The organism is Frondihabitans sp. 762G35 (assembly GCF_002074055.1).
In the GTDB taxonomy this organism is placed as follows: domain Bacteria; phylum Actinomycetota; class Actinomycetes; order Actinomycetales; family Microbacteriaceae; genus Frondihabitans.
This window is the reverse complement of sequence record NZ_CP014619.1, coordinates 2,801,892-2,820,419: the sequence shown is the minus strand read 5'-3', so window position 1 is coordinate 2,820,419 and position 18,528 is coordinate 2,801,892. Positions and strand designations below refer to the sequence as shown.

At 72.2% G+C, this 18,528-nt stretch carries 22 protein-coding genes; 14 read left to right on the top strand and 8 right to left on the bottom strand.

Going from position 1 to position 18,528, the window contains the following annotated elements; genetic code table 11:
- Positions 1-76: 76 nt before the first annotated feature.
- Genes folE through AS850_RS13355 form a run of 3 tightly spaced genes read left to right on the top strand, consistent with a single transcriptional unit; the run spans position 77 to position 2,443 of the window.
- A complete protein-coding gene (folE, locus tag AS850_RS13365; RefSeq protein ID WP_119869560.1) occupies positions 77-733 on the top strand; it encodes a GTP cyclohydrolase I in 657 nt (218 codons plus the stop codon).
- Complete coding sequence (gene folP / locus AS850_RS13360; protein ID WP_236940724.1) at positions 726-1,643, top strand: dihydropteroate synthase; 918 nt, start codon at positions 726-728, stop codon at positions 1,641-1,643. Before folE ends, folP begins: the two co-directional genes overlap by 8 nt.
- A gap of 8 nt (positions 1,644-1,651) precedes the next feature.
- Positions 1,652-2,443, top strand: coding sequence for a pyrimidine reductase family protein (locus tag AS850_RS13355; protein ID WP_236940723.1), 792 nt, complete (start codon positions 1,652-1,654; stop codon positions 2,441-2,443).
- 83 nt (positions 2,444-2,526) lie between these two features.
- Here the strand turns inward: AS850_RS13355 and AS850_RS13350 are convergent, their stop codons facing one another.
- Positions 2,527-3,624 carry an FAD-dependent oxidoreductase gene (locus AS850_RS13350; RefSeq protein ID WP_236940933.1) on the bottom strand — a complete coding sequence of 366 codons (1,098 nt, stop codon included), beginning with the start codon at positions 3,622-3,624 and terminating at the stop codon, positions 2,527-2,529.
- Between the two features lie 149 nt (positions 3,625-3,773).
- Between AS850_RS13350 and AS850_RS13345 the strand changes: the two genes are divergently transcribed.
- Positions 3,774-5,036: a CDP-alcohol phosphatidyltransferase family protein gene (locus AS850_RS13345; protein WP_164088461.1), complete on the top strand. Its 1,263-nt coding sequence runs from the start codon at positions 3,774-3,776 to the stop codon at positions 5,034-5,036.
- A gap of 20 nt (positions 5,037-5,056) precedes the next feature.
- Here AS850_RS13345 and AS850_RS13340 read toward each other — a convergent pair whose 3' ends face one another.
- Entirely contained in the window at positions 5,057-5,461 is a 405-nt protein-coding gene (locus tag AS850_RS13340) for a tautomerase family protein (protein WP_119869558.1), read from the bottom strand.
- A 209-nt stretch (positions 5,462-5,670) separates the two neighbouring features.
- On the opposite strand from AS850_RS13340, the gene AS850_RS13335 reads away from it, so the two are divergent.
- Genes AS850_RS13335 through AS850_RS13310 form a run of 6 tightly spaced genes read left to right on the top strand, consistent with a single transcriptional unit; the run spans position 5,671 to position 10,121 of the window.
- Positions 5,671-6,006, top strand: a complete 336-nt coding sequence (locus AS850_RS13335; protein WP_119869557.1) for a hypothetical protein — start codon at positions 5,671-5,673, stop codon at positions 6,004-6,006.
- Between the two features lie 36 nt (positions 6,007-6,042).
- Positions 6,043-7,059 (top strand): FAD:protein FMN transferase, encoded by a 1,017-nt coding sequence (locus AS850_RS13330; RefSeq protein ID WP_119869556.1) that lies wholly within the window; start codon positions 6,043-6,045, stop codon positions 7,057-7,059.
- The gene (locus AS850_RS13325) at positions 7,059-7,616 is read left to right on the top strand and encodes a ferric reductase-like transmembrane domain-containing protein (protein ID WP_119869555.1); all 558 of its coding nucleotides are present in this window, start codon (positions 7,059-7,061) and stop codon (positions 7,614-7,616) included. The genes AS850_RS13330 and AS850_RS13325 overlap by 1 nt, the downstream gene beginning before the upstream one ends.
- On the top strand, positions 7,613-8,881 hold the full coding sequence (locus AS850_RS13320) for an NADH-ubiquinone oxidoreductase-F iron-sulfur binding region domain-containing protein (protein ID WP_216819764.1): 1,269 nt from the start codon (positions 7,613-7,615) through the stop codon (positions 8,879-8,881). The genes AS850_RS13325 and AS850_RS13320 overlap by 4 nt, the downstream gene beginning before the upstream one ends.
- On the top strand, positions 8,878-9,144 hold the full coding sequence (locus AS850_RS13315) for a ferredoxin (RefSeq protein ID WP_119869553.1): 267 nt from the start codon (positions 8,878-8,880) through the stop codon (positions 9,142-9,144). Before AS850_RS13320 ends, AS850_RS13315 begins: the two co-directional genes overlap by 4 nt.
- A 35-nt stretch (positions 9,145-9,179) precedes the next feature.
- The gene (locus AS850_RS13310; RefSeq protein ID WP_119869552.1) at positions 9,180-10,121 is read left to right on the top strand and encodes an SDR family NAD(P)-dependent oxidoreductase; all 942 of its coding nucleotides are present in this window, start codon (positions 9,180-9,182) and stop codon (positions 10,119-10,121) included.
- A gap of 102 nt (positions 10,122-10,223) precedes the next feature.
- Here the strand turns inward: AS850_RS13310 and AS850_RS13305 are convergent, their stop codons facing one another.
- Positions 10,224-10,487 (bottom strand): GlsB/YeaQ/YmgE family stress response membrane protein, encoded by a 264-nt coding sequence (locus AS850_RS13305; RefSeq protein WP_119869551.1) that lies wholly within the window; start codon positions 10,485-10,487, stop codon positions 10,224-10,226.
- A 50-nt stretch (positions 10,488-10,537) separates the two neighbouring features.
- Positions 10,538-10,750: a hypothetical protein gene (locus AS850_RS13300; protein ID WP_119869550.1), complete on the bottom strand. Its 213-nt coding sequence runs from the start codon at positions 10,748-10,750 to the stop codon at positions 10,538-10,540.
- Positions 10,751-10,937: 187 nt separating this feature from the next.
- Here AS850_RS13300 and AS850_RS13295 point away from each other — a divergent pair, with 187 nt between their 5' ends.
- The 3 genes from AS850_RS13295 to AS850_RS13285 are packed head-to-tail and all read left to right on the top strand — an operon-like array spanning position 10,938 to position 14,451.
- The gene (locus AS850_RS13295; RefSeq protein ID WP_119869549.1) at positions 10,938-12,686 is read left to right on the top strand and encodes a circularly permuted type 2 ATP-grasp protein; all 1,749 of its coding nucleotides are present in this window, start codon (positions 10,938-10,940) and stop codon (positions 12,684-12,686) included.
- Positions 12,680-13,609 (top strand): alpha-E domain-containing protein, encoded by a 930-nt coding sequence (locus tag AS850_RS13290; protein WP_119869548.1) that lies wholly within the window; start codon positions 12,680-12,682, stop codon positions 13,607-13,609. The genes AS850_RS13295 and AS850_RS13290 overlap by 7 nt, the downstream gene beginning before the upstream one ends.
- Positions 13,606-14,451 carry a transglutaminase family protein gene (locus AS850_RS13285; protein ID WP_119869547.1) on the top strand — a complete coding sequence of 282 codons (846 nt, stop codon included), beginning with the start codon at positions 13,606-13,608 and terminating at the stop codon, positions 14,449-14,451. Before AS850_RS13290 ends, AS850_RS13285 begins: the two co-directional genes overlap by 4 nt.
- A gap of 27 nt (positions 14,452-14,478) precedes the next feature.
- Here the strand turns inward: AS850_RS13285 and AS850_RS13280 are convergent, their stop codons facing one another.
- From AS850_RS13280 to AS850_RS13265, 4 genes are all read right to left on the bottom strand, one after another.
- Positions 14,479-14,907, bottom strand: coding sequence for a hypothetical protein (locus tag AS850_RS13280; RefSeq protein WP_119869546.1), 429 nt, complete (start codon positions 14,905-14,907; stop codon positions 14,479-14,481).
- Positions 14,908-14,969: 62 nt separating this feature from the next.
- Positions 14,970-15,806: an endo alpha-1,4 polygalactosaminidase gene (locus AS850_RS13275; RefSeq protein WP_119869545.1), complete on the bottom strand. Its 837-nt coding sequence runs from the start codon at positions 15,804-15,806 to the stop codon at positions 14,970-14,972.
- Between the two features lie 65 nt (positions 15,807-15,871).
- Positions 15,872-17,182, bottom strand: coding sequence for an MFS transporter (locus AS850_RS13270; protein WP_119869544.1), 1,311 nt, complete (start codon positions 17,180-17,182; stop codon positions 15,872-15,874).
- The gene (locus tag AS850_RS13265) at positions 17,179-17,637 is read right to left on the bottom strand and encodes a MarR family winged helix-turn-helix transcriptional regulator (RefSeq protein ID WP_119869543.1); all 459 of its coding nucleotides are present in this window, start codon (positions 17,635-17,637) and stop codon (positions 17,179-17,181) included. Before AS850_RS13265 ends, AS850_RS13270 begins: the two co-directional genes overlap by 4 nt.
- A gap of 105 nt (positions 17,638-17,742) precedes the next feature.
- Here AS850_RS13265 and AS850_RS13260 point away from each other — a divergent pair, with 105 nt between their 5' ends.
- Positions 17,743-18,492, top strand: coding sequence for an SDR family NAD(P)-dependent oxidoreductase (locus tag AS850_RS13260; protein WP_119869542.1), 750 nt, complete (start codon positions 17,743-17,745; stop codon positions 18,490-18,492).
- Positions 18,493-18,528 lie beyond the last annotated feature (36 nt).

Sequence of the window (18,528 nt, the reverse complement as noted above, 5' to 3'; positions counted from 1 at the left end):
CGGTCGGCTCCGGGGGGTACCCTTCCCGACGAGTGCCCCGCCCTCCCGGGGTACACGAAAGGGTACACGCGAGACCATGTCAGACCCAGTCGAGAAGCCAGCCGCGTTCGATCGGCCCCGTGTCGAGGCGGCCGTGGCCGAGATCCTGCGAGCCATCGGCGACGATCCGTCGCGGTCGGGTCTGGTCGACACGCCCCGCCGCGTCGCCGACGCCTACGCGGAGTTCTTCGGCGGCCTGGCGACCGACCCCCTCGATCTCCTGCGCGGAGCGGTCGTTCCGGCCGAGCCCGGCGAGCTCGGGGAGCTCGTGATCGTCCGCGACGTCGAGTTCCGCTCCGTCTGCGAGCACCACCTCCTGCCGTTCCTCGGCGTCGCGCACGTGGCCTACGTCCCGGGGGAGAAGATCGTCGGCCTCGGGCGCATCCCGGGCCTCGTCGATGCGCTCGCCTCGCGTCCCCAGCTGCAGGAGCGCCTCGGCGAGGAGATCGCCGACGCCCTCCAGCAGGGCGTCGAACCGCGCGGCGTGCTCGTCGTGCTGGACGCCGCCCACGGCTGCGTGACGTCCCGGGGATCCCGCCAGTCGCACAGCACCACCGTCACGGTCGCCAGCCGCGGATCCCTCGCCGAACCGGCGGGCCGCGCCGAGGCGATCGCCCTCATCGGTGCGGGGCGAGGCGCCGCCTCCCGAGGCGGCGACGCAGCCCGCGCCGAGACCGGAGCCGAGCGTGGCTGACGGCGCCGTCGGGTCGCGGCCCTCGGGCTTCCTCCTGCCGGAGCTCCGCAGCCCCGTGCGCACGATCGGACGCCGGACCTTCGACTTCGACCGTCGGATCGCCGTCATGGCGATCATCAACCGCACCCCCGACTCGTTCTTCGACCAGGGCGCCACCTTCGCGCTCGACCGCGCCGTCGAGGCGGCCGTCCGTGCCGCGGCCGAGGGCGCCGACTGGGTGGACATCGGCGGCGTGAAGTTCGCGCCCGGCCCCGAGGTGCCGGCTGCGGAGGAGGCCGACCGCGTGGTGCCCGTCGTCGCGGCCCTCGCCGCGGAGTCCGACGTCGTGATCTCCGTCGACACGTTCCGCCCGGAGGTGGCCGAGGCCGCCATCGAGGCGGGCGCCTCCGTCATCAACGACACCACCGGAATCCACGATCCCCGGCTCGCCGACGTCGTGGCGGCGAGCGACGCGACCCTCGTGATCACGCACTCCCTCGCCGCCCCCCGCCAGGTCGCGCCGCGGCCGCACTACGACGACGTCGCGGGGGAGATCGCGGCGTTCCTGCGCGAGCGCGTCGACTTCGCCCTGTCGCGCGGCATCCCGGAGGAGCGACTCGTCATCGACCCGGGCCATGACCTCAACAAGAACACGGTGCAGACGCTGGAGCTCACCCGGCGCCTGGACGAGATCACGTCGATCGGCCTGCCGACGCTCGCGGCCGTGTCGAACAAGGACTTCATCGGCGAGTCCCTCCAGCGCGACAAGCCCGAGCGCCTCGCCGGATCCCTCGCGGCGGCCACCGTCAGCGCGATGCTGGGGGCTCGGATCGTCCGCATGCACCAGGTCCGGGAGGCGGTCGACGCGATGCGCATGGTGGAGGCGATCCTCGGCTGGCGGGAGCCCGTCGACCCGGTGCACAACCTGTGAGCGCCCCGGTGCCGATCGCGCAGCTGCATCCTGCGCGCCCGGTCGGCGACGGCGGGGCTTCCGGCCCGCAGGATGCCCTGACCGACGCCGACCTCCTCGACCTGTACGCCCGTCCCGACCGCCGCACCCCGTTCCTGCGCGTCAACTTCGTGGCGAGCGTCGACGGCTCCGCCACGGCCGAGGGGCTGACGGCGGCGCTCGGCGGCCCGGCCGACCTCCGCGTCTTCGATCTGCTGCGCCGACTCGCGGACGTCGTGCTCGTGGCCGCCGGCACCGTCCGCTCCGAGGGCTACGGGGCGATGCGCCTGCCCGACGAGGCCGCCCGGTGGCGGGTCGAGCGGGGTCTCCCGCCGCACCCCGTCTTCGCCGTCGTCTCGGGGAGTCTCGATCTCGATCCTGCGAGCGACGTGTTCGCGAAGGCACCGGTGCGGCCGATCGTGCTGACCCACGACGCGGCCGATCCGGCGCGTCGCGCCGCGCTCTCCGAGGTCGCGGACGTCGTCTCCTGCGGGGCGACGACGATCGATCAGGAGTCGCTGGTCGCCGCCCTGGTCGCGCGCGGCCTGCCGCAGATCCACTGCGAGGGCGGGCCGGGACTCCTCGGGGCGCTCGTGGCCGCCGACCTCGTCGACGCGCTCTGCCTGACGATCAGCCCGGCGCTCGAGGGCGGGGCGGGTCCCCGGATCGACCGTGCCCCCGAGGGGGTGCCCCCGGTCGACCTGCAGGAGCTCCGCCTCGACCACGTGCTCCTCGCGGGCGACATGCTCCTGACGCAGTACTCGCGGCCGCACGCCCGCTAAACCCGCGCGCACGGCCACCGCACCCCGCCTAGGACCACCGCGGCAGCCGAGCGCGAGGGTCTAGCGGGGGCAGCCTAGCGGCGCTACCGTGCCAGCGCGAAGCGCGCCGCGGGCCGCTGACCGGACGTGGCCAGGTCGGCGAGGATCCGCCCGACGGCCGGCGTGAACTTGAACCCGTGCCCCGAGAATCCTGCCCCCACCGTGATCGGCCCGACGCGGTCGAGGACGAAGTCGGTCGTGTCGGTCGACGTGTAGGTGCAGCTGATCTCGTCGAAGCGGTCGGCGTCGACTCCGGGGAGCCACTCCGAGGCGTACCGGCGGAGCGCCGCCAGCTGCACGGGCTCCGAGCGGAAGGTGCGCGAGTCGGGGTCGATCGGCACTCCGGTGCCGTGCCAGCCGACCTTGATGCCGACGCCGGGAGTCAGCATGCCGTAGACGTCGCTGTACCAGTAGTCGTCCGAGGGGAACGGGCGTCGGAGGTGGTTGAACGACGGCCAGACCGCCTCCGACCAGTCGGCCGGTGCGAAGTGGGCGGGCTGCTCCTGCGTGACGACCAGCCGGGGCAGGCTGACTCTCCGGCCGACGAACTTCTCGGTCCAGGCGCCGACGGTGACGACGACGCCCGTCGCCCTGACCGTCTCGATGCGGCCCTCGCTCGTCTCGAGGTCGACCTCGACCAGGTCGTCGTCGCGGGTGCGGAGGCCCAGCGCCCGCGTGGAGTGCCGGACGACGGCTCCGCGCGCGACGGCGGCGCGCTGGAGCGCGGCGACCGAGTCGTCGGCCTTCACGCGACCCGACTCGGGGGAGAACAGGACGGGGGTGTCGAAACGGAACCCGGGCCAGCGGTCCGCGGCGTCCGCGGCCGAGAGGAACTCGCTCCGGATGCCCCGCGACGCCAGCTCCGCGTGGACCGCCCGGAAGCGGCCCTGCGCCGTCGAGGGCAGTCCGTGGTTGACGAGCCCCACCAGCTCGAGGAGCCGCGATCCCGACTCGTCCTCGAGCTCGCCCCAGAGACGCCGGGACTCCACGAGGAGGTCGACGTAGTCGGATTCGGCGTAGGCGACGTTGAAGTTGCGGTACTCGCCGTGCGAGGCGCCCTGCACGTGGCCCGGCTCGAAGCGCTCGACCAGGGTGACGTCGCGCCCGCGGCGGGCGAGCGCCCAGGTCGCGGCCGAGCCCATGGCCCCGCCCCCGACGACGAGGATGCCGACGTTCTCGATGATGCGCCTCCCGGTTCGACCCTCCCACGGTACCGAACCGGTGACCGACACGCTGGCCCCGGTCCGGGGCGGTGGCGCCGGTCGCGCTCCGACACAGGGAGAATGGTCGGGTGAGCATCGTCGAGTGGCTGAGTGACGGCTCCGCGACCCTCCCCGTGGCGCTGGTCGTCGTGATCGGGCTGGTCGTGGCGCTCCTCGAGACGGTGCTGGGTCTGGCGGTGTTCGTGCCCGCGGGGCCGGTCGTGCTCGTCGGGGCGGCGTCGCTCGACACGGTCCCGGGCATCCTGCTGCTCTTCGTCGCGGCCGCGGTCGGGCGGTTCGCGGGCGACGGTCTCGCCTACCGGGCGGGCCGCACTCGCGGCGCCCACCTCCGCTCGTCGGCGGCGGTCGCCCGTCTCGGCACCGGCAACTGGGACGCCGTCGTCGACGTCCTCGCGCGCCGGGGCAGCGGCCCCGTGCTGCTGACCCGCCTCGTCCCGACGGCCCGGCAGCTCTCGCCGTGGGCCGCAGGAGCCTCGGGCGCACCTCTCTCCGCCTTCCTCCGTGGCAGCGCCGTCGCCGCCGTCGCGTGGTCGGCGCTGTGGGTCGCGGTCGGCGTGCTGACGCGCGCCTCGTTCCACGTCGCGCCGCTCTACCTGGGCATCACGGGGGCGGCCGTCGTCGCCCTGCTCGTGGCCCTCGGCATCGTGTACCTCGTCGGTCGCGCGCTCCTCTTCCGGCTCCCCGCGGGAAGCCCGCGCCGCGTGCTGGGCGACACCTCCCGCGCCGGGATGACCCCGCAGCAGGAGGGGGCGTCGACCAGCCTCCGCCACCGGCTGTTCGAGGAGGACGACTGGCGGACGATCCCGAACCTCGTGTCGGCCGTGCGCATCCTCCTGCTGCCGGTGTTCGGGATCCTGCTGGTCGTCGAGCATTACCGGACCGCGATCGTCGTGCTCCTCGTGGTGTTCCTCACCGACTTCGTCGACGGGTTCATCGCCCGCCGCTTCGACCAGATGTCGGCGCTCGGCGCCTGGCTCGACCCGATCGCCGACCGGCTGACCGTGGTCTTCGTCGTGGCCGCGTTCGCCGCCTCGGGGATCGTGCCGTGGCAGCTCGTCGTGATCCTGCTCATCCCCGACTTGCTGTCGGGCGCCTGGGCGGTGGCGGCCTTCCACGGGGCGCCCGACGTCAAGGTCTCGAAGGTGGGCAAGGTCCGCACCGCGCTGACCTTCGTCGGCCTCTTCATGATCCTGTTCGGCGAGGCGGTGCCGCCGTTCCGGGCCGGGCTCGTCGGAGTCGGCTTCGCGCTCTTCGTGCTCGGAGTGGTGGGGCACTACCTCGCCATGACGCGCAACGCCCGTGGCCTGATCACGCTCTGGCAGCGGGCCTGACGCGTCGTGCCGGCTAGGGCTCAGCTTCCGGGCTTGGCCAGCTCGCCGGTGACGTACTGGGCGCGGCCGTAGCCGAACGACCAGTCGTTCGCGGTGTTCTCCACGAAACCGATGACGAGGTCGCTCCCCGCGACGCCGACTGTCTCGAGCCCGTCGGCGAGGGCCTTGAAGAACGCCTGCTTCTCGTCGACGCTGCGACCGGCCTGCGTGAAGATCTGGATGATGACGACGTGCTCGGAGCGCTCGATCCCGAGACCCACGTCGAGGGCGTTGATGCGGTTCGCCGGGTGCTCGGTGATGATCTGGAACCGGTCGCGCTCGGGCAGGCCGTAGACCTCGACGAGCGTCTTCTGGAGGGTGTCGCCGATGGCGGTGATCTGGTCTTCGGAGCGACCCTCGACGAGGTCGATTCGGATGAGAGGCATGGGGTCCTTCGCTGATGGGGGAGGGCGCGCAGGAGTCGCGGCGCACACCATTCCTACTCGGGTCGCCTTGGCACCCGCCTCCCTCCCGAGCACTTCCTGTGCCCCATGGACGTTCTCGAACGAACTGTCATGGGGCGCATAGGAAGGGCACAGGAGGCCGAAAGGGAGCGAACGGAGAGTGAACCCATCGCAATCGAGAGGCGGACCCCATGGACATCAGAGAGACCGGCAAGAAGAGGGCGCGGGCCGTCACCACGGCCATCGGCGCCCTCGGCGTGGCCATCGCCTCGGTGAGCGGCGTCGTCGTCTGGCACGAGTCGGTCGTCGACAAGGCGAACGCGTCCACCACGGGTGGGACGTCGTCCTCGACGGGGACGAGCAGCACCTCGGGAGACGACGGGTCGAGCGGCACCGGTACGAGCGGCGACGACGGGTCGAGCAGCACCGGCAGCACCGGCTCGAGCACGAACTCCGGCACCTCCACGAGCCCCGTCACGGGCGGCTCCTCCTCCGGCGGGTCGCAGGCGACCACCACCGGTTCCTGACCAGCAGCACCGATCCAGCACCCGACCGGAGACCCCATGACCTCCCCCCGCCCCACCCGTGCGACGACCCGAGGCGCCACCCGGGAGTGGTCGCTGTGGAGCACGACGGCCCGACTCGTCGTCACCGACGCGGCCGGCATCGACCGTGCGCGCCGGATCGCCGACCGCATCCTGCGCGACGTCGAACTCGCCGCCAGCCGTTTCCGCGACGACTCCGAGGTCCGGCGCCTCGCCGGCCGTGCCGCGCACGGCGTCGAGGTCGGCGAGATGATGGCGACCCTCGTGGAGCGCTCTCTCGTCGCCGCGCGCGAGACGGACGGCGACGTCGACCCGACGCTCGGGGCGGTCCTCGACGGACTCGGCTACGACCGCGACCTGACGATGCTGCCGCGCGCGCAGCATGGCGACGAGGCGGGCTTCTCGGTGTCGGTCGCGACCCCGCGCGAGCCGGGCTGGACGCGCATCGCCCTCCGCGACCGCATCCTGACCGTCCCCGACGATATCCGGCTCGACCTCGGCGCCACGGCCAAGGCCGTGGCCGCGGACCTCTGCGCGACGGCGATCGCCGACGAGCTGCACTGCGGCGTCCTGATGAGTCTGGGCGGGGACATCGCGACCGCCGGGACCTCGCCCGACGGGGGCTGGTCGATCGCGGTCCAGGACCTCCCGCAGGATCCGCGGACCGACATCACCCTGGCCGATGGTTTCGCCGTCGCGACGTCGAGCACGCAGAAGCGCCGGTGGATCCACGACGGCCGCCAGGTGCACCACATCCTCGACCCTCGCCTCGGCCTCGCGGCCCCGGCGGTCTGGCGGAGCGTCACGGTCGCGGCGTCGAGCTGCTTCCGCGCGAACACCCTCTCGACCGCGGCCGTCGTCCGGGGGCGCCGGGCGGTCGACTGGCTCACCCGCCAGGGCGAGCCCGCCCGGCTCGTCGACGCCCGGGGCAACGTGATCCACCTGAACGGCTGGCCCGATGACGTGCCGGACGAGAGACCGCGCGGTCGACAGCACTCCGACGCGACCGCGTCGTCCCTCCGAGAGGCGAGTTGATGCAGGAGGCGCTCTGGGCCCTCGGCCGCGGCACCGGCATCGCGTCGCTCGTGCTCTTCACGGCGTCGATCGTTCTCGGCATCATCACGCGCTCCGGCCGGCCCCTCCCCGGGCTGCCGCGGTTCTCGGTCACCCTGGTGCACCGGAACGTCACGCTCGTGGCGACGCTGTTCCTCGTCGTCCACATCGTCAGCCTGCTCTTCGATCCCTACGCGCAGCTCACGCTCCTCGACGCGGTCGTGCCCTTCTTCGGCGCGTTCAAGCCGTTCTGGCAGGGGCTCGGGACGCTCGGGTTCGACCTGATCCTCGTAATCGTGGCCACGAGCCTCCTGCGCAACCGGATCGGGACGCGGGTGTTCCGCGCCGTCCACTGGGCGACCTACGCGCTCTGGCCCATCGCCCTGGCCCACGCCATCGGCAACGGCACCAACGGGCGCGAGGGCTGGTTCCTCCTCCTGGCCGCCGCGAGCGTCGTCGCGGTGGTCGCCGCTGTCGGCTGGCGCCTGTCCGCCCGCTTCATCGAGTACCGCACCGTCCGACTCGGAGAGATCACATGACCATGACCCAGTCCGTCCCCCCGGTCGTCGCCGGCCCCGAGGGCGTCCGCCGCCTCTTCGCGGCCGACGGCCCGCACCTCGGCTCCCATCTCGCGGCCTTCGGTCCGGCGCCGCGCTCCGTCGACACGCCCGTGCTCCTCGCCGAGCTCGAGCGCTCCGGCCTCGCCGGACGGGGCGGCGCCGGGTTCCCGACCTGGCGGAAGCTCGCGGCCACCGAGTCGGCGGCGCACGACCCGGCGCGCCGACTCCGCAGGAGAGCGGTCGTCATCGCCAACGGCGCCGAGGGCGAGCCCCTGAGCCGCAAGGACGAGACCCTCCTCCGTGCCGCCCCGCACCTGATCCTCGACGGTCTCCTCCTCGTCGCCGCGTCGATCGGCACGAAGGACGCCGTCCTCTACGCGCCCTCGACCTCGCTGGCCGCCGTGGCCCGTGCCGTCGACGAACGGCAGGATGCCCGGGGCGTCCGCCTCGTCGAGGCCCCCGAGACCTTCCTGTCCGGTGAGGCCACGGCCGTCGTCAACGCCGTCGGAGGCGGTCCGGCCATCCCGCGCGACCACGTGCGCCGGATGGCGGAGAGCGGCCTCGGCGGGCGTCCCACCCTCGTCCAGAACGTCGAGACGCTGGCCCACATCGCCCTCATCGTCCGCTTCGGAGCGGCCTGGTTCCGCTCGCAGGGCACCGACGACGAGGCGGGGACCCGTCTCGTCTCCGTCAGCGGCGACGTCGCCACCCCGCAGGTCTTCGAGGTCCCGGGCGGAGCGAGCGTCGGGTCGGCGCTCGCGGCGGCCGGAGCCCCTCCGCGCAGCCTCCGCGCCGTGCTCGTCGGCGGCTACCACGGCGCCTGGCTCCCGGCCGAGCGCCTCGACACGGCGCTGTCGGTCGAGGGACTCGCCCCGTTCGGTGCGGCGCCCGGTGCGGGCATCCTGATGGCACTGGGCTCGGATCGGTGCGGGCTGGAGGCGTCAGCGGAGATCGCGACGTACCTCGCCTCGCAGTCGGCCCGCCAGTGCGGACCCTGCGCCAACGGCCTCCCGCGGCTCGCGGACGTGCTCACGCGCCTCGCCGCCGGCGACCGATCGACCTGGCTTCCGGGGGAGGTGCGGCGGCTGGCGGCGCTCGTCGCCGGCCGCGGCTCCTGCCACCATCCCGACGGGACGGCGAGACTCGTGCTCAGCTCGCTCACCGTCTTCTCCTCCGACGTGCAGGCGCACCTCGCCGGCCGCTGCGAGGCCCACCCGGGTCGACGGATCGGGTCGGGACGATGAGCGCCCCGAGCGCCGGCCGCCGCGCTGCGGAGACGGGCACCGCGACCCTCCACATCGACTGGACCCTCTGCGACGGGCGAGGGCTCTGCACCGAACTCCTCCCGGAACTCCTCGAGCGGGACGAGTGGGGGTACCCGCTGGCGCGGCGCGGCGACGCGTCCTCGCGGTCCGACGTCGCCGTCCCGGCGCGCCTGACGGAAGCCGCCCGCGACGCCGTGGCGCTCTGCCCCCGGGCGGCGCTCCGCCTCCGGGGCGGCTCCTGACCCCTGACGCCCCGCCGAGGGCTAACCTCGGCTGCATGACACGTCTGACCACGCCCTTCGGGGCGACCACCACCGCCCGAGAGGTTCTCGAGGGCGTCGACCTGACGGGCAAGCGCGCCGTCGTCACGGGCGGCGCCTCCGGCATCGGCCTCGAGACGGCCCGGGCGCTCGCCGGGGCCGGAGCCGAGGTCACGCTGGGCGTCCGCACCCTCGAGCAGGGCGAGCGGGCCGCGGCGGACATCCGCGCGACCACGGGCTCCGACCGGGTCCTCGTCTCCTACCTCGACCTCTCCGACCGGCCGACCCTGAGGGCCTTCGGGGAGCGCTGGTCGGGTCCGCTCGACATGCTGATCAACAACGCCGGGATCATGGCGACGCCGCTCACCAGGACGCCCGGGGGCTACGAGCTCCAGTTCGCCAACAACCACCTCGGCCACCTCGCCCTCGCCATCGCCCTGCACGACGCGCTCGCGGCGGCCGACGGGGCTCGCATCGTGGCGCTCTCGTCGACCGGGCACCTCCGCTCCGACGTCGACTACGACGACCTGATGTTCGAGCGGCGCGAGTACGACCCGTGGGTGGCCTACGGCCAGTCGAAGACCGCCAACGTCCTGTTCGCGGTCGAGGCGGCACGGCTCTGGGCGGCGGACGGCATCACGGCCAACGCCGTCCACCCGGGCGGCATCATGACCAACCTGCAGCGGCACATGCCCGAGCAGGAGATCCGCGACCGGGGCTGGGTCGACGCCGAGGGCAAGCCCAACCCGGCGTTCAAGACGCCGGAGCAGGGCGCGTCGACATCGGTCGTCGTGGCGGCCTCGCCGCTGACCGCAGGAGTCACGGGTCGCTACTTCGAGGACGCGAACGAAGCACTGCCCTTCGACCCCGAGACGCCGATGCGCGGTGTGAAGGAGTACGCGCTCGACCAGGAGTCGGCCGAGCGGCTCTGGCAGGTCTCGCTCGACCTGCTCGTCTGACGGGTTCCACCGGGCTCCGACGGGCGCCCGGCCCGCAGCAGACGGAGAGGCCCCGCACACCGATCGGTGTGCGGGGCCTCTCCGTCGCGCGAGGCGCTGGTGCTACGCGCGGCTCCCGCGGCGCGTGAGGGCGCCGACGATGAGCAGGACGATGATGGCGCCGACGACGCTGAGCAGGAAGTTCGCGATGCTCCACGTGGCGAAGTCCTGCTTGAAGATCAGGCTGCCGATGAAGCCGCCGAGGAAGGCGCCGATGACGCCGAAGATCAGCGTCAGGAACCAGCCGCCGACCTGCTTGCCGGGGAGGATGAGCTTGGCGACGACGCCGGCGATGAGGCCGAAGATGAGGAAGGAGATGATGCCCATGATGAGTTCCGTTCTGAAGTGTTAGTAAGTGGTGATGGAGCGATGGATGGTCAGGAGAAGCGGCGCTTGGCCTGCTTGGCGGCGAGCTTGCGGCCCTTGGCCACGTCCTTCTTGGCCTGCTTGCGGGCCTTCTTGACCTTGGGGTCGTTCCAGACCGACGAGAACGCGCTCGTGATCTCCTTGTAGCGAGAGGTGCCGGCCTTCGCGCCCAGAAGATAGGCGATGAAGGCGATCAGCAGGATGATGAAGAATTTCGGTCGCATTGAGGTCCTCCCAGTCGGACTGCGGCTAATACTCAGGGAACAGTACCCACAGGCGGGCGGGAGTCTCCCAGGGGGACGCCATTCGGGGTACAGAGGCCGGGCATCCTGCGGTCGCGCAGCGCACTCCGTCACATCCCGGCCCACCGCCCGAAACACCGCCGCAACACCGCGGGCCTAGGTTCGTCACATGGGTGACCTCTTCGACGGATACGCGGGCGTCTCGAACAGCAGTGTCCGGCGGCGCGGGCCGGAGGCGTGGGACGAGATGTTCCAGGCCCAGGGCCGACCGCGCGACATGTACCGCGAGATCCACGCCGCACTCGACACGATGACCCAGGACGAGCTCCGGGGCCGGACCGAGGCGCTGGCCAACTCCTACCTGGCGCAGGGGGTGACGTTCGACTTCGCCGGCGAGGAGCGCCCGTTCCCCCTCGACGCCGTGCCGCGCGTGATCGCGCAGGCCGAGTGGGTCGACGTCGAGGCCGGCGTCAAGCAGCGGGTCCGGGCGCTGGAGGCGTTCCTCGCCGACATCTACGGTCCGCAGCGGGCCGTCGCCGACGGGGTGATCCCCGCGTCCCTCATCACCTCGTCGAACCACTTCCACCGTCAGGCCGCGGGCATCGACCCGGCCAACGGGGTCCGGATCCAGGTGTCCGGCATCGACCTCATCCGGGACGAGGTCGGCGCGTGGCGCGTGCTCGAGGACAACGTGCGCGTGCCGAGCGGCGTCAGCTACGTGATCTCGAACCGGCGCGTCATGGCCCAGACGCTACCCGAGCTCTTCGTCTCGATGCGGGTGCGGCCGGTGGGCGACTACCCGAACCGGCTCCTGCACGCGCTCCGCAAGAGCGCACCCGTCGGCGTCGAGGATCCCACCGTCGTCGTCCTCACCCCGGGCGTGTTCAACTCCGCCTACTACGAGCACACGCTGCTGGCGCGCCTGATGGGCGTGGAGCTCGTCGAAGGCCGCGACCTCTACTGCTCGGGCGGCCGCGTCTGGATGCGCACCACGGCGGGACCCCAGCGGGTCGACGTCATCTACCGGCGCGTCGACGACGAGTTCCTCGACCCGCTGCAGTTCCGCGCCGACTCCGTGCTCGGCTCCCCGGGGCTCCTGATGGCCGCCCGGCTCGGCACGGTCACGATCGCGAATGCGGTCGGGAACGGCGTCGCCGACGACAAGCTCGTCTACACGTATCTCCCCGACCTGATCCGCTACTACCTCGGGGAGGAGGCGCTCCTGCCCAACGTCGACACCTGGCGGCTCGAGGATCCGGGCGCGCTCGAGGAGGTGCTCGACCGCCTCGACGAGCTCGTCGTGAAGCCCGTCGACGGCTCCGGGGGCAAGGGGCTGGTCGTCGGACCGGCCGCCTCGAAGCGGGAGCTCGACGACCTGCGCAGCCGCCTCCGGGAGGACCCGCGCGGCTGGATCGCGCAGCCCGTGGTCCAGCTCTCCACGATCCCGACCCTCGTCGACGACGGGCTCCGCCCTCGGCACGCCGATCTCCGCCCCTTCGCCGTGAACGACGGCGACGACATCTGGGTGCTGCCCGGCGGTCTCACCCGCGTGGCGCTTCCCGAGGGGCAGCTCGTCGTCAACTCCAGCCAGGGCGGCGGATCGAAGGACACCTGGGTCGTCGGCGTCGACGCCGGCACCTGGGTCGCGACGCAGGGGGTCGGGATGCTCGTGGGCGAGCAGGCGACTCCGACCGCGTCCATCCCGATCATCGCCGCGGACCACGTGCCCGACCAGTCCCCGCAGGACGACCCCCAGCAGGATCAGCAGTCGCAGCAGCAGCAGGCGCAGCTCCCGGGGCCGCACCAGTGGCGGAGCGAACAGGAACAGCAACAACAGCAGCACCAGCGACGGGGCCCCGAGGGGCCGGAGGAGAGCCCGAGCGCGTCGATCTCGCACGGGGAGAGGGAATCATGCTGAGCCGCATCGCCGAGAGCCTGTTCTGGATCGGCCGCTACATCGAGCGCGCCGACGGGACCGCCCGCATCCTCGACGTCCACCTCCAGCTCCTCCTCGAGGACCCGTGGGTCGAGGAGGACGCCGCCTGTCGGAGCCTCCTCAGCGTCATGGGCTCCGACGCCCCCGAGGGGGTGGAGATCACCCGGAGCGACGTCCTCTCGATGCTCGCCGTCGACCGCCACAACTCGGCCTCCATCGCGTTCTCGCTCGGAGCCGCGCGGGAGAACGCCCGGCGGGCCCGCGAGATCGTCTCGACCGAGCTCTGGGAGTGCCTCAACACCACGCGGGCCCGGATGCCCAGGAAGGTGTCGAGCGACAAGGTCCACGAGTTCTTCGCCTGGGTCCGGGAGCGGAGCGCGCTCGCCGTCGGGATCATCGAGTCGGCGACGAGCCGCGACGAGGTCTGGCAGTTCTTCACCCTGGGCCGCAGCATCGAGCGGGCCGACATGACCGCGAGGCTGCTCGCGACCAGGACGCTGACGGAGGCGTCGGGGCCGTCGTGGACGACGATTCTGCGGTCCGTCGGCGCGTACGAGGCGTACCTCCGCACCTACCGCGGGGTGCCGAGCGCCCGCAACGCCGCCGAGTTCCTCCTGCTCGACCGGCTCTTCCCGCGGAGCGTGCTCTTCGCGATCTCGCGGGCGGAGACCTGCCTCCGCGAGGTCGACCCGAACACGGCGCGGACCGCGTCGAGCGACGCCGGGGTGCGTATCCTCGGCCAGATGCGGAGCGAGCTGGAGTACAAGCCGATCACCGAGATCCTCGACGACCTGCCCGGCCACATGGACGCGGTCCAGTCGGCCACCTCCGCCGCGTCGGAGGCGATCCGCCAGCGCTACTTCCCGACCTCCGCCGCCCCGACCTGGGTGGGGGAACGCTCGTGAGCCGTCTCCGGATCCGGCACGTCACGGGCTTCCAGTACGAGGGCGAGGCGAAGGCGAGCTACAACGAGGCCCGCATGCTGCCCGCCTCGACCGAGAACCAGTTCGTGCTGTCGTCGAACCTCCGAATCGAGCCGAACTCCGGCGCCCACGACTACCTCGACTACTGGGGCACGCGGGTGTCGTCGTTCGAGGTGCTCCAGCCGCATCGGCAGCTCTCGCTGACGGCGACGTCGCTCATCGAGGTGCGGTCGGTCGGGCATCCCGCCCACGATCTGACCTGGGACCAGCTCGCCGACGCGGCGTCGCGCCGAGCCGAGTTCGTCGAGCAGCTCGAGCAGACGCCGCTCACGGAACCCCCGGCCGAGGTCAGGGCGATCGCGCAGGATGCCGTGGCCGCGACCTCCAGGCCGTGCGACGCCGCCCTCGCCATCTGCGAGGTCATCGGCGACCGCGTGCAGTACCTCCGAGGCGTCACCAACGTGAAGTCGACGGCGTCCGAGGCGTGGGAGGCGAAGGCCGGCGTCTGCCAGGACATCGCCCACATCACCCTCGGAGCGCTGCGGTCGGCGGGGATCCCCGCCCGGTACGTCTCCGGCTACCTCCACCCGAAACCCTCCGCGGAACTGCGCGAGACGATCGTCGGAGAGTCGCACGCGTGGGTGGAGTACTTCTGCGGGAACTGGACCGGTTTCGACCCGACGAACCTCATCGACATCGGTGAGCGGCACGTCGTCGTCGGTCACGGTCGCGACTACAACGACGTGCCGCCGCTGCGCGGTGTCTACGGCGGCAGCCGGACGTCGAAGCTGTTCGTGACCGTCGAGATCACGCGCGAGGCGTAGCGCCGCCGGTCACGGCGGCGCCGCCCCTCAGCGGGTGGAGACGATGTACGTGACCGACTGGCCGGGCGTGCTCACGCTGACGGAGTAGTCGGCGTCCTGGAAGGTCGCCTGACGCTCGGTCGCGCCCGGCTGCTCGGTGAAGCCGGCCTTCTTCAGGGCGGCGACGGCTCCGGCGAACCCGTTCGAGGCCTTCGGGGAGACGGTCGCGGTCCAGCCGTCGTTGGCGTCGCCGTTGGCTGCGGCGACGTCGCCGTCGACCAGCGGGACCGACTTCGGGAAGTCGGTGGGGAGGGCGACGGAGGCGCTCGACGCCTCGCTCGAGGCGGAGGCGGTTGCCGACGACGAGGCCGGAGCCGAAGCGCCGCCCGAGCCGGCGGAGCAGCCGGTCAAGACTCCGGCGGAGAGGAGGGCGATGACGCCGAGGGACACGGACGAGGTTTTGCTGAGGTGGAACATGGAACCTTCGCGATGGAGACGGGCAGAAAGGACCAGCCTAATCCTGCACGGGGCGCACCTTTTCAGCAGCGACGGTAGACGTACCCGGACTGCCCGCGCGCGACCAGGTCGCGGTCGCGCAGGATCGTCAGGCGCGGCGTCGCCTTGCGCGCGCAGACCTCGGCGAACGTGCCGCGGAGGTCGTCGGTGTACTCGATGTCCAGGACGTGCGCGCCGTACACGCCCGTGAACGCTCGGCACTCGGAGAACCGGTCGCACTCCTCCGTCACGGCGAAGTCGAACCGCGCCGCGTCGCGCCCGCGGCGTCCGAGTTCCGCGGTGTTCTTCTGGCCGGCGGCGAGGTGGTCGCGGTGGGCCCGGGTCGTGAGGAGGCCGGCGAAGGCGACGGCGTCGTCGAGGGTCAGGGCCCCCTTCGACCGCGAGTAGGAGTCGAGGTTGTCGAACTCCACGCCCCGGAACCCGGCGCGGGCGCAGGAGTCGATGGTCGGAGCGAGCCGGGCCGCGATCGTCGACCGCTTGGCCGCCGTCGAGATGTCGAGGAGGTGCTCGTCGGGCCAGCCGGGGTCGACCAGCGGGGCGCCGGACGGCGTGTGCAGGATGAGGTCGTCCGGCCAGGAGGCACCGGGCTGCGTCTGGAAGCCGTTCACGTAGCAGATCGAGTAGATGCCGCGGGCGGGCTTCTCGGTGCTGTCGCGGGTGACCACGGTGACGCCGGACGGCGGTGCGTAGGCGCCCCCGAGCTGGTAGTCGGCGGCGCCGGTGGTCGGGGGCAGGGTGACGGCGCGGGCGGAGGGCGTGCTGGGCGTCGTCGTCGTGGCGGCGGTGGCCGTGCATCCTGCGGCCGCCAGCGTCAGCGCGACGACCGCGGCGACCGCTGCCGACCAGTGTCTCGTCCCCATCCGGTCAGCCTAGGCGCCCTGCCCGCTCCGCTCGACCGGCCTGCTCCGCTCGCGCTCGGCGGCTTCTAGCGCGACGTCGACTGCGGGGCGGGCAGCCGGATCGACTCCGTCGCCGGGAGCCCGTCGCCGTCGTGCCGCACGGCGAAGTGCAGACCGTCGCGGTGGCGGAGCCGCAGGTGCTGAGCGCGCACGAGCCAGACGATCGCGACGGCGGCGGCCGCGAAGCCGGCTCCTGCGCCCACGCCCATGGCCGCACGCGGGCCGAACGTGTTGGCGATCCAGCCGACGATGGGGGCGCCGATCGGGGTGCCGCCGGTGAAGATCGCCATGTACAGGGCCATCACCCGGCCGCGCATCTGCGGGGCGGCGCCGAGCTGGACGGTGCCGTTGGCGGTCGTCATGAGGGTGATCGACGACAGGCCGACCGCGACGAGCACGAGGGCGAAGGTCCAGTACGTCGGCATCACGGCGGCGATCGCGCAGGTCACCCCGAACGAGATCGAGGCCAGCACGAGCACGCGCATCCGCGGTCGCTCGCGCCGGGCCGAGAGCAGCGCGCCGGAGAGGGAGCCGACCGCCACCGCCGAGGTGAGGAGGCCGAAGCCGCTGGCACCGACGCCGAACTCCTGCGTCGCCATCGTCGACGTGAAGATGGGGAAGTTCATGCCGAACGTGCCGATGATGAAGATCATCACGAACACCACGACGAGGTCGGGGCGCCCGCGCACGTAGCGGAAGCCCTCCTTGATCTGCCCCTTGGCACGCTTCACGGTGGGCTTGAACTGGAGCTGGTCGACCCGGATGAAGCGGAGCGACGCGAGGACGGCGCCGAACGACGCCGCGTTGATGAGGAACACCCAGCCCGAACCGACCGTCGCGATGAGCACGCCGGCCACGGCGGGCCCGATCAGTCGGGCCCCGTTGAACGACGCCGAGTTGAGCGAGACCGCATTGGAGAGGTTCTCGGGGGTGACGAGCTCCGAGACGAAGCTCTGCCGGATGGGGGCGTCGATCGCCTGGACGATCCCGAGAAGGAGCGCGAAGCCCCACACCATCCAGAGCTGCACGAGTCCCGTGACGACCAGGATGCCCAGCGCGAGGCCGAGGGTGCCGAGGGCGCCCTGCGTCAGCATCAGCATCTTCCGCCGGTCGTAGCGATCGGCGATGAGGCCCGTGATTGGGATCATCAGGATCGGCGGCAGGAACTGCAGCGCCATCGTGATGCCGAGGGCGGTGGCGTCGTGGTCGGTCAGCTGGGTCAGCACGACCCAGTCCTGAGCCGTCGACTGCATCCAGGTGCCGGTGTTCGAGACGAGCGCGCCGCCGAACCAGAGCCGGTAGTTGAAGACGCCGAGGCTGCGGAACGTCGCGCTCACGAGCGCGCCAGCTCTCGCAGGATCCGCGTCGCCTCGGCGAGCGTGCGCCTCTCGTCGGCCGTCAGCCGGGCCAGCCGCGGGACGAGCCACTCGTCCCGGCGGCGCCGCGTCTCGAGCACGAAGCTCGCGCCCTCGGTCGTCGTGCGGAGGATCACCTTGCGGCGGTCGTCGGCGTCGGTGCCGCGCTCGACGTAGCCCAGGTCGACGAGGGCGTTGATGGTGCGGTTCATCGACGGGGGCGTGACGCCCTCGTGCTCGCTGAGCACGCCGATCGTGAGCGGTTCGTTCTGGAGGAGGAAGCCGAGCGCCGCCATCTGGGTGTCGCTCACGCCCGTGTCGGCCTTCTGCTGACGGAGCCGCCGCGAGAGACGGAGGACGCCCTGGCGGACGTCGGTGGCGAGCTGGGCGTGGGGGACCGTCCGCACCGGGCCGGTCGTGGTGGTCGAGTCTGTCATCGATCCTTAGCCTAACAAATTAGTCATGCTAACTAAACCACTTCGTCCGGTCGGGCGTAGCATCCGGGGCGACGACAGACGAGAACGACGAGAGGCAGGATCCCCGTGGCGAGGTTCGACGGACGAGTGGCACTGGTGACCGGGGCCGGCAGCGGCATCGGCGAGGCGATCGCGAAGCGGCTGGCCGGCGAGGGGGCGGCGGTCGTCGTCACCGACATCCGACTCGACCAGGCCGAGCGCGTGGCCGCGGCCATCCGGGACGCCTCCGGTCGAGCCGCGGCGTTCGAGCAGAACACCGCGATCGCCGGGCAGTCGGAGGCGGCCGTCGCGTTCGCCACGGAGACGTTCGGTGGGCTGCACCTCGCCGTCAACAACGCCGGCATCGCCGCCGCCCCCGCCCCGATCGGCGAGTACGACATCGAGGCGTGGGATCGCGTCCGAGCGGTCGACCTCGACGGCGTCTTCTACGGCCTCCGCCACCAGATCCCGGCCCTCCTCGCCTCCGGGGGCGGCGCGATCGTGAACGTCAGCAGCATCCTCGGCTCGGTCGGCGCGGCCAACAACGCGGCCTATGTGGCCTCGAAGCACGCGCTCGTCGGCCTCACCAAGGTCGCGGCCCTCGAGTACACGGCCCAGGGGGTGCGGACGAACGCCGTCGGTCCCGGGTACATCGATACGCCGCTCCTGCGATCCCTTCCGGCGGAGCAGCGTGAGGCCCTCGAGAACGAGCACGCGGCGAAGCGGCTCGGCACCGACGTCGAGGTCGCGAGCCTGGTCCTCTACCTCCTGAGCGACGAGGCGTCGTTCATCTCCGGGTCGTACCACCTCGTCGACGGGGGCTACACGGCGCACTGACGTCGTCGCCGTCCGGCCGCCGTGTCCGCGACGCCG

Excerpts from the sequence above, each read along its gene's own strand:
- folE (WP_119869560.1), top strand. The coding sequence starts at position 77 with ATGTCAGACCCAGTCGAGAAGCCAGCCGCGTTCGATCGGCCCCGTGTC.
- AS850_RS13350 (WP_236940933.1), bottom strand. The coding sequence starts at position 3,624 with ATGGGCTCGGCCGCGACCTGGGCGCTCGCCCGCCGCGGGCGCGACGTC.
- AS850_RS13340 (WP_119869558.1), bottom strand. The coding sequence starts at position 5,461 with ATGCCTCTCATCCGAATCGACCTCGTCGAGGGTCGCTCCGAAGACCAG.
- AS850_RS13335 (WP_119869557.1), top strand. The coding sequence starts at position 5,671 with ATGGACATCAGAGAGACCGGCAAGAAGAGGGCGCGGGCCGTCACCACG.
- AS850_RS13330 (WP_119869556.1), top strand. The coding sequence starts at position 6,043 with ATGACCTCCCCCCGCCCCACCCGTGCGACGACCCGAGGCGCCACCCGG.
- AS850_RS13325 (WP_119869555.1), top strand. The coding sequence starts at position 7,059 with ATGCAGGAGGCGCTCTGGGCCCTCGGCCGCGGCACCGGCATCGCGTCG.
- AS850_RS13320 (WP_216819764.1), top strand. The coding sequence starts at position 7,613 with ATGACCATGACCCAGTCCGTCCCCCCGGTCGTCGCCGGCCCCGAGGGC.
- AS850_RS13315 (WP_119869553.1), top strand. The coding sequence starts at position 8,878 with ATGAGCGCCCCGAGCGCCGGCCGCCGCGCTGCGGAGACGGGCACCGCG.
- AS850_RS13310 (WP_119869552.1), top strand. The coding sequence starts at position 9,180 with ATGACACGTCTGACCACGCCCTTCGGGGCGACCACCACCGCCCGAGAG.
- AS850_RS13305 (WP_119869551.1), bottom strand. The coding sequence starts at position 10,487 with ATGGGCATCATCTCCTTCCTCATCTTCGGCCTCATCGCCGGCGTCGTC.
- AS850_RS13300 (WP_119869550.1), bottom strand. The coding sequence starts at position 10,750 with ATGCGACCGAAATTCTTCATCATCCTGCTGATCGCCTTCATCGCCTAT.
- AS850_RS13295 (WP_119869549.1), top strand. The coding sequence starts at position 10,938 with ATGGGTGACCTCTTCGACGGATACGCGGGCGTCTCGAACAGCAGTGTC.
- AS850_RS13290 (WP_119869548.1), top strand. The coding sequence starts at position 12,680 with ATGCTGAGCCGCATCGCCGAGAGCCTGTTCTGGATCGGCCGCTACATC.
- AS850_RS13280 (WP_119869546.1), bottom strand. The coding sequence starts at position 14,907 with ATGTTCCACCTCAGCAAAACCTCGTCCGTGTCCCTCGGCGTCATCGCC.
- AS850_RS13275 (WP_119869545.1), bottom strand. The coding sequence starts at position 15,806 with ATGGGGACGAGACACTGGTCGGCAGCGGTCGCCGCGGTCGTCGCGCTG.
- AS850_RS13265 (WP_119869543.1), bottom strand. The coding sequence starts at position 17,637 with ATGACAGACTCGACCACCACGACCGGCCCGGTGCGGACGGTCCCCCAC.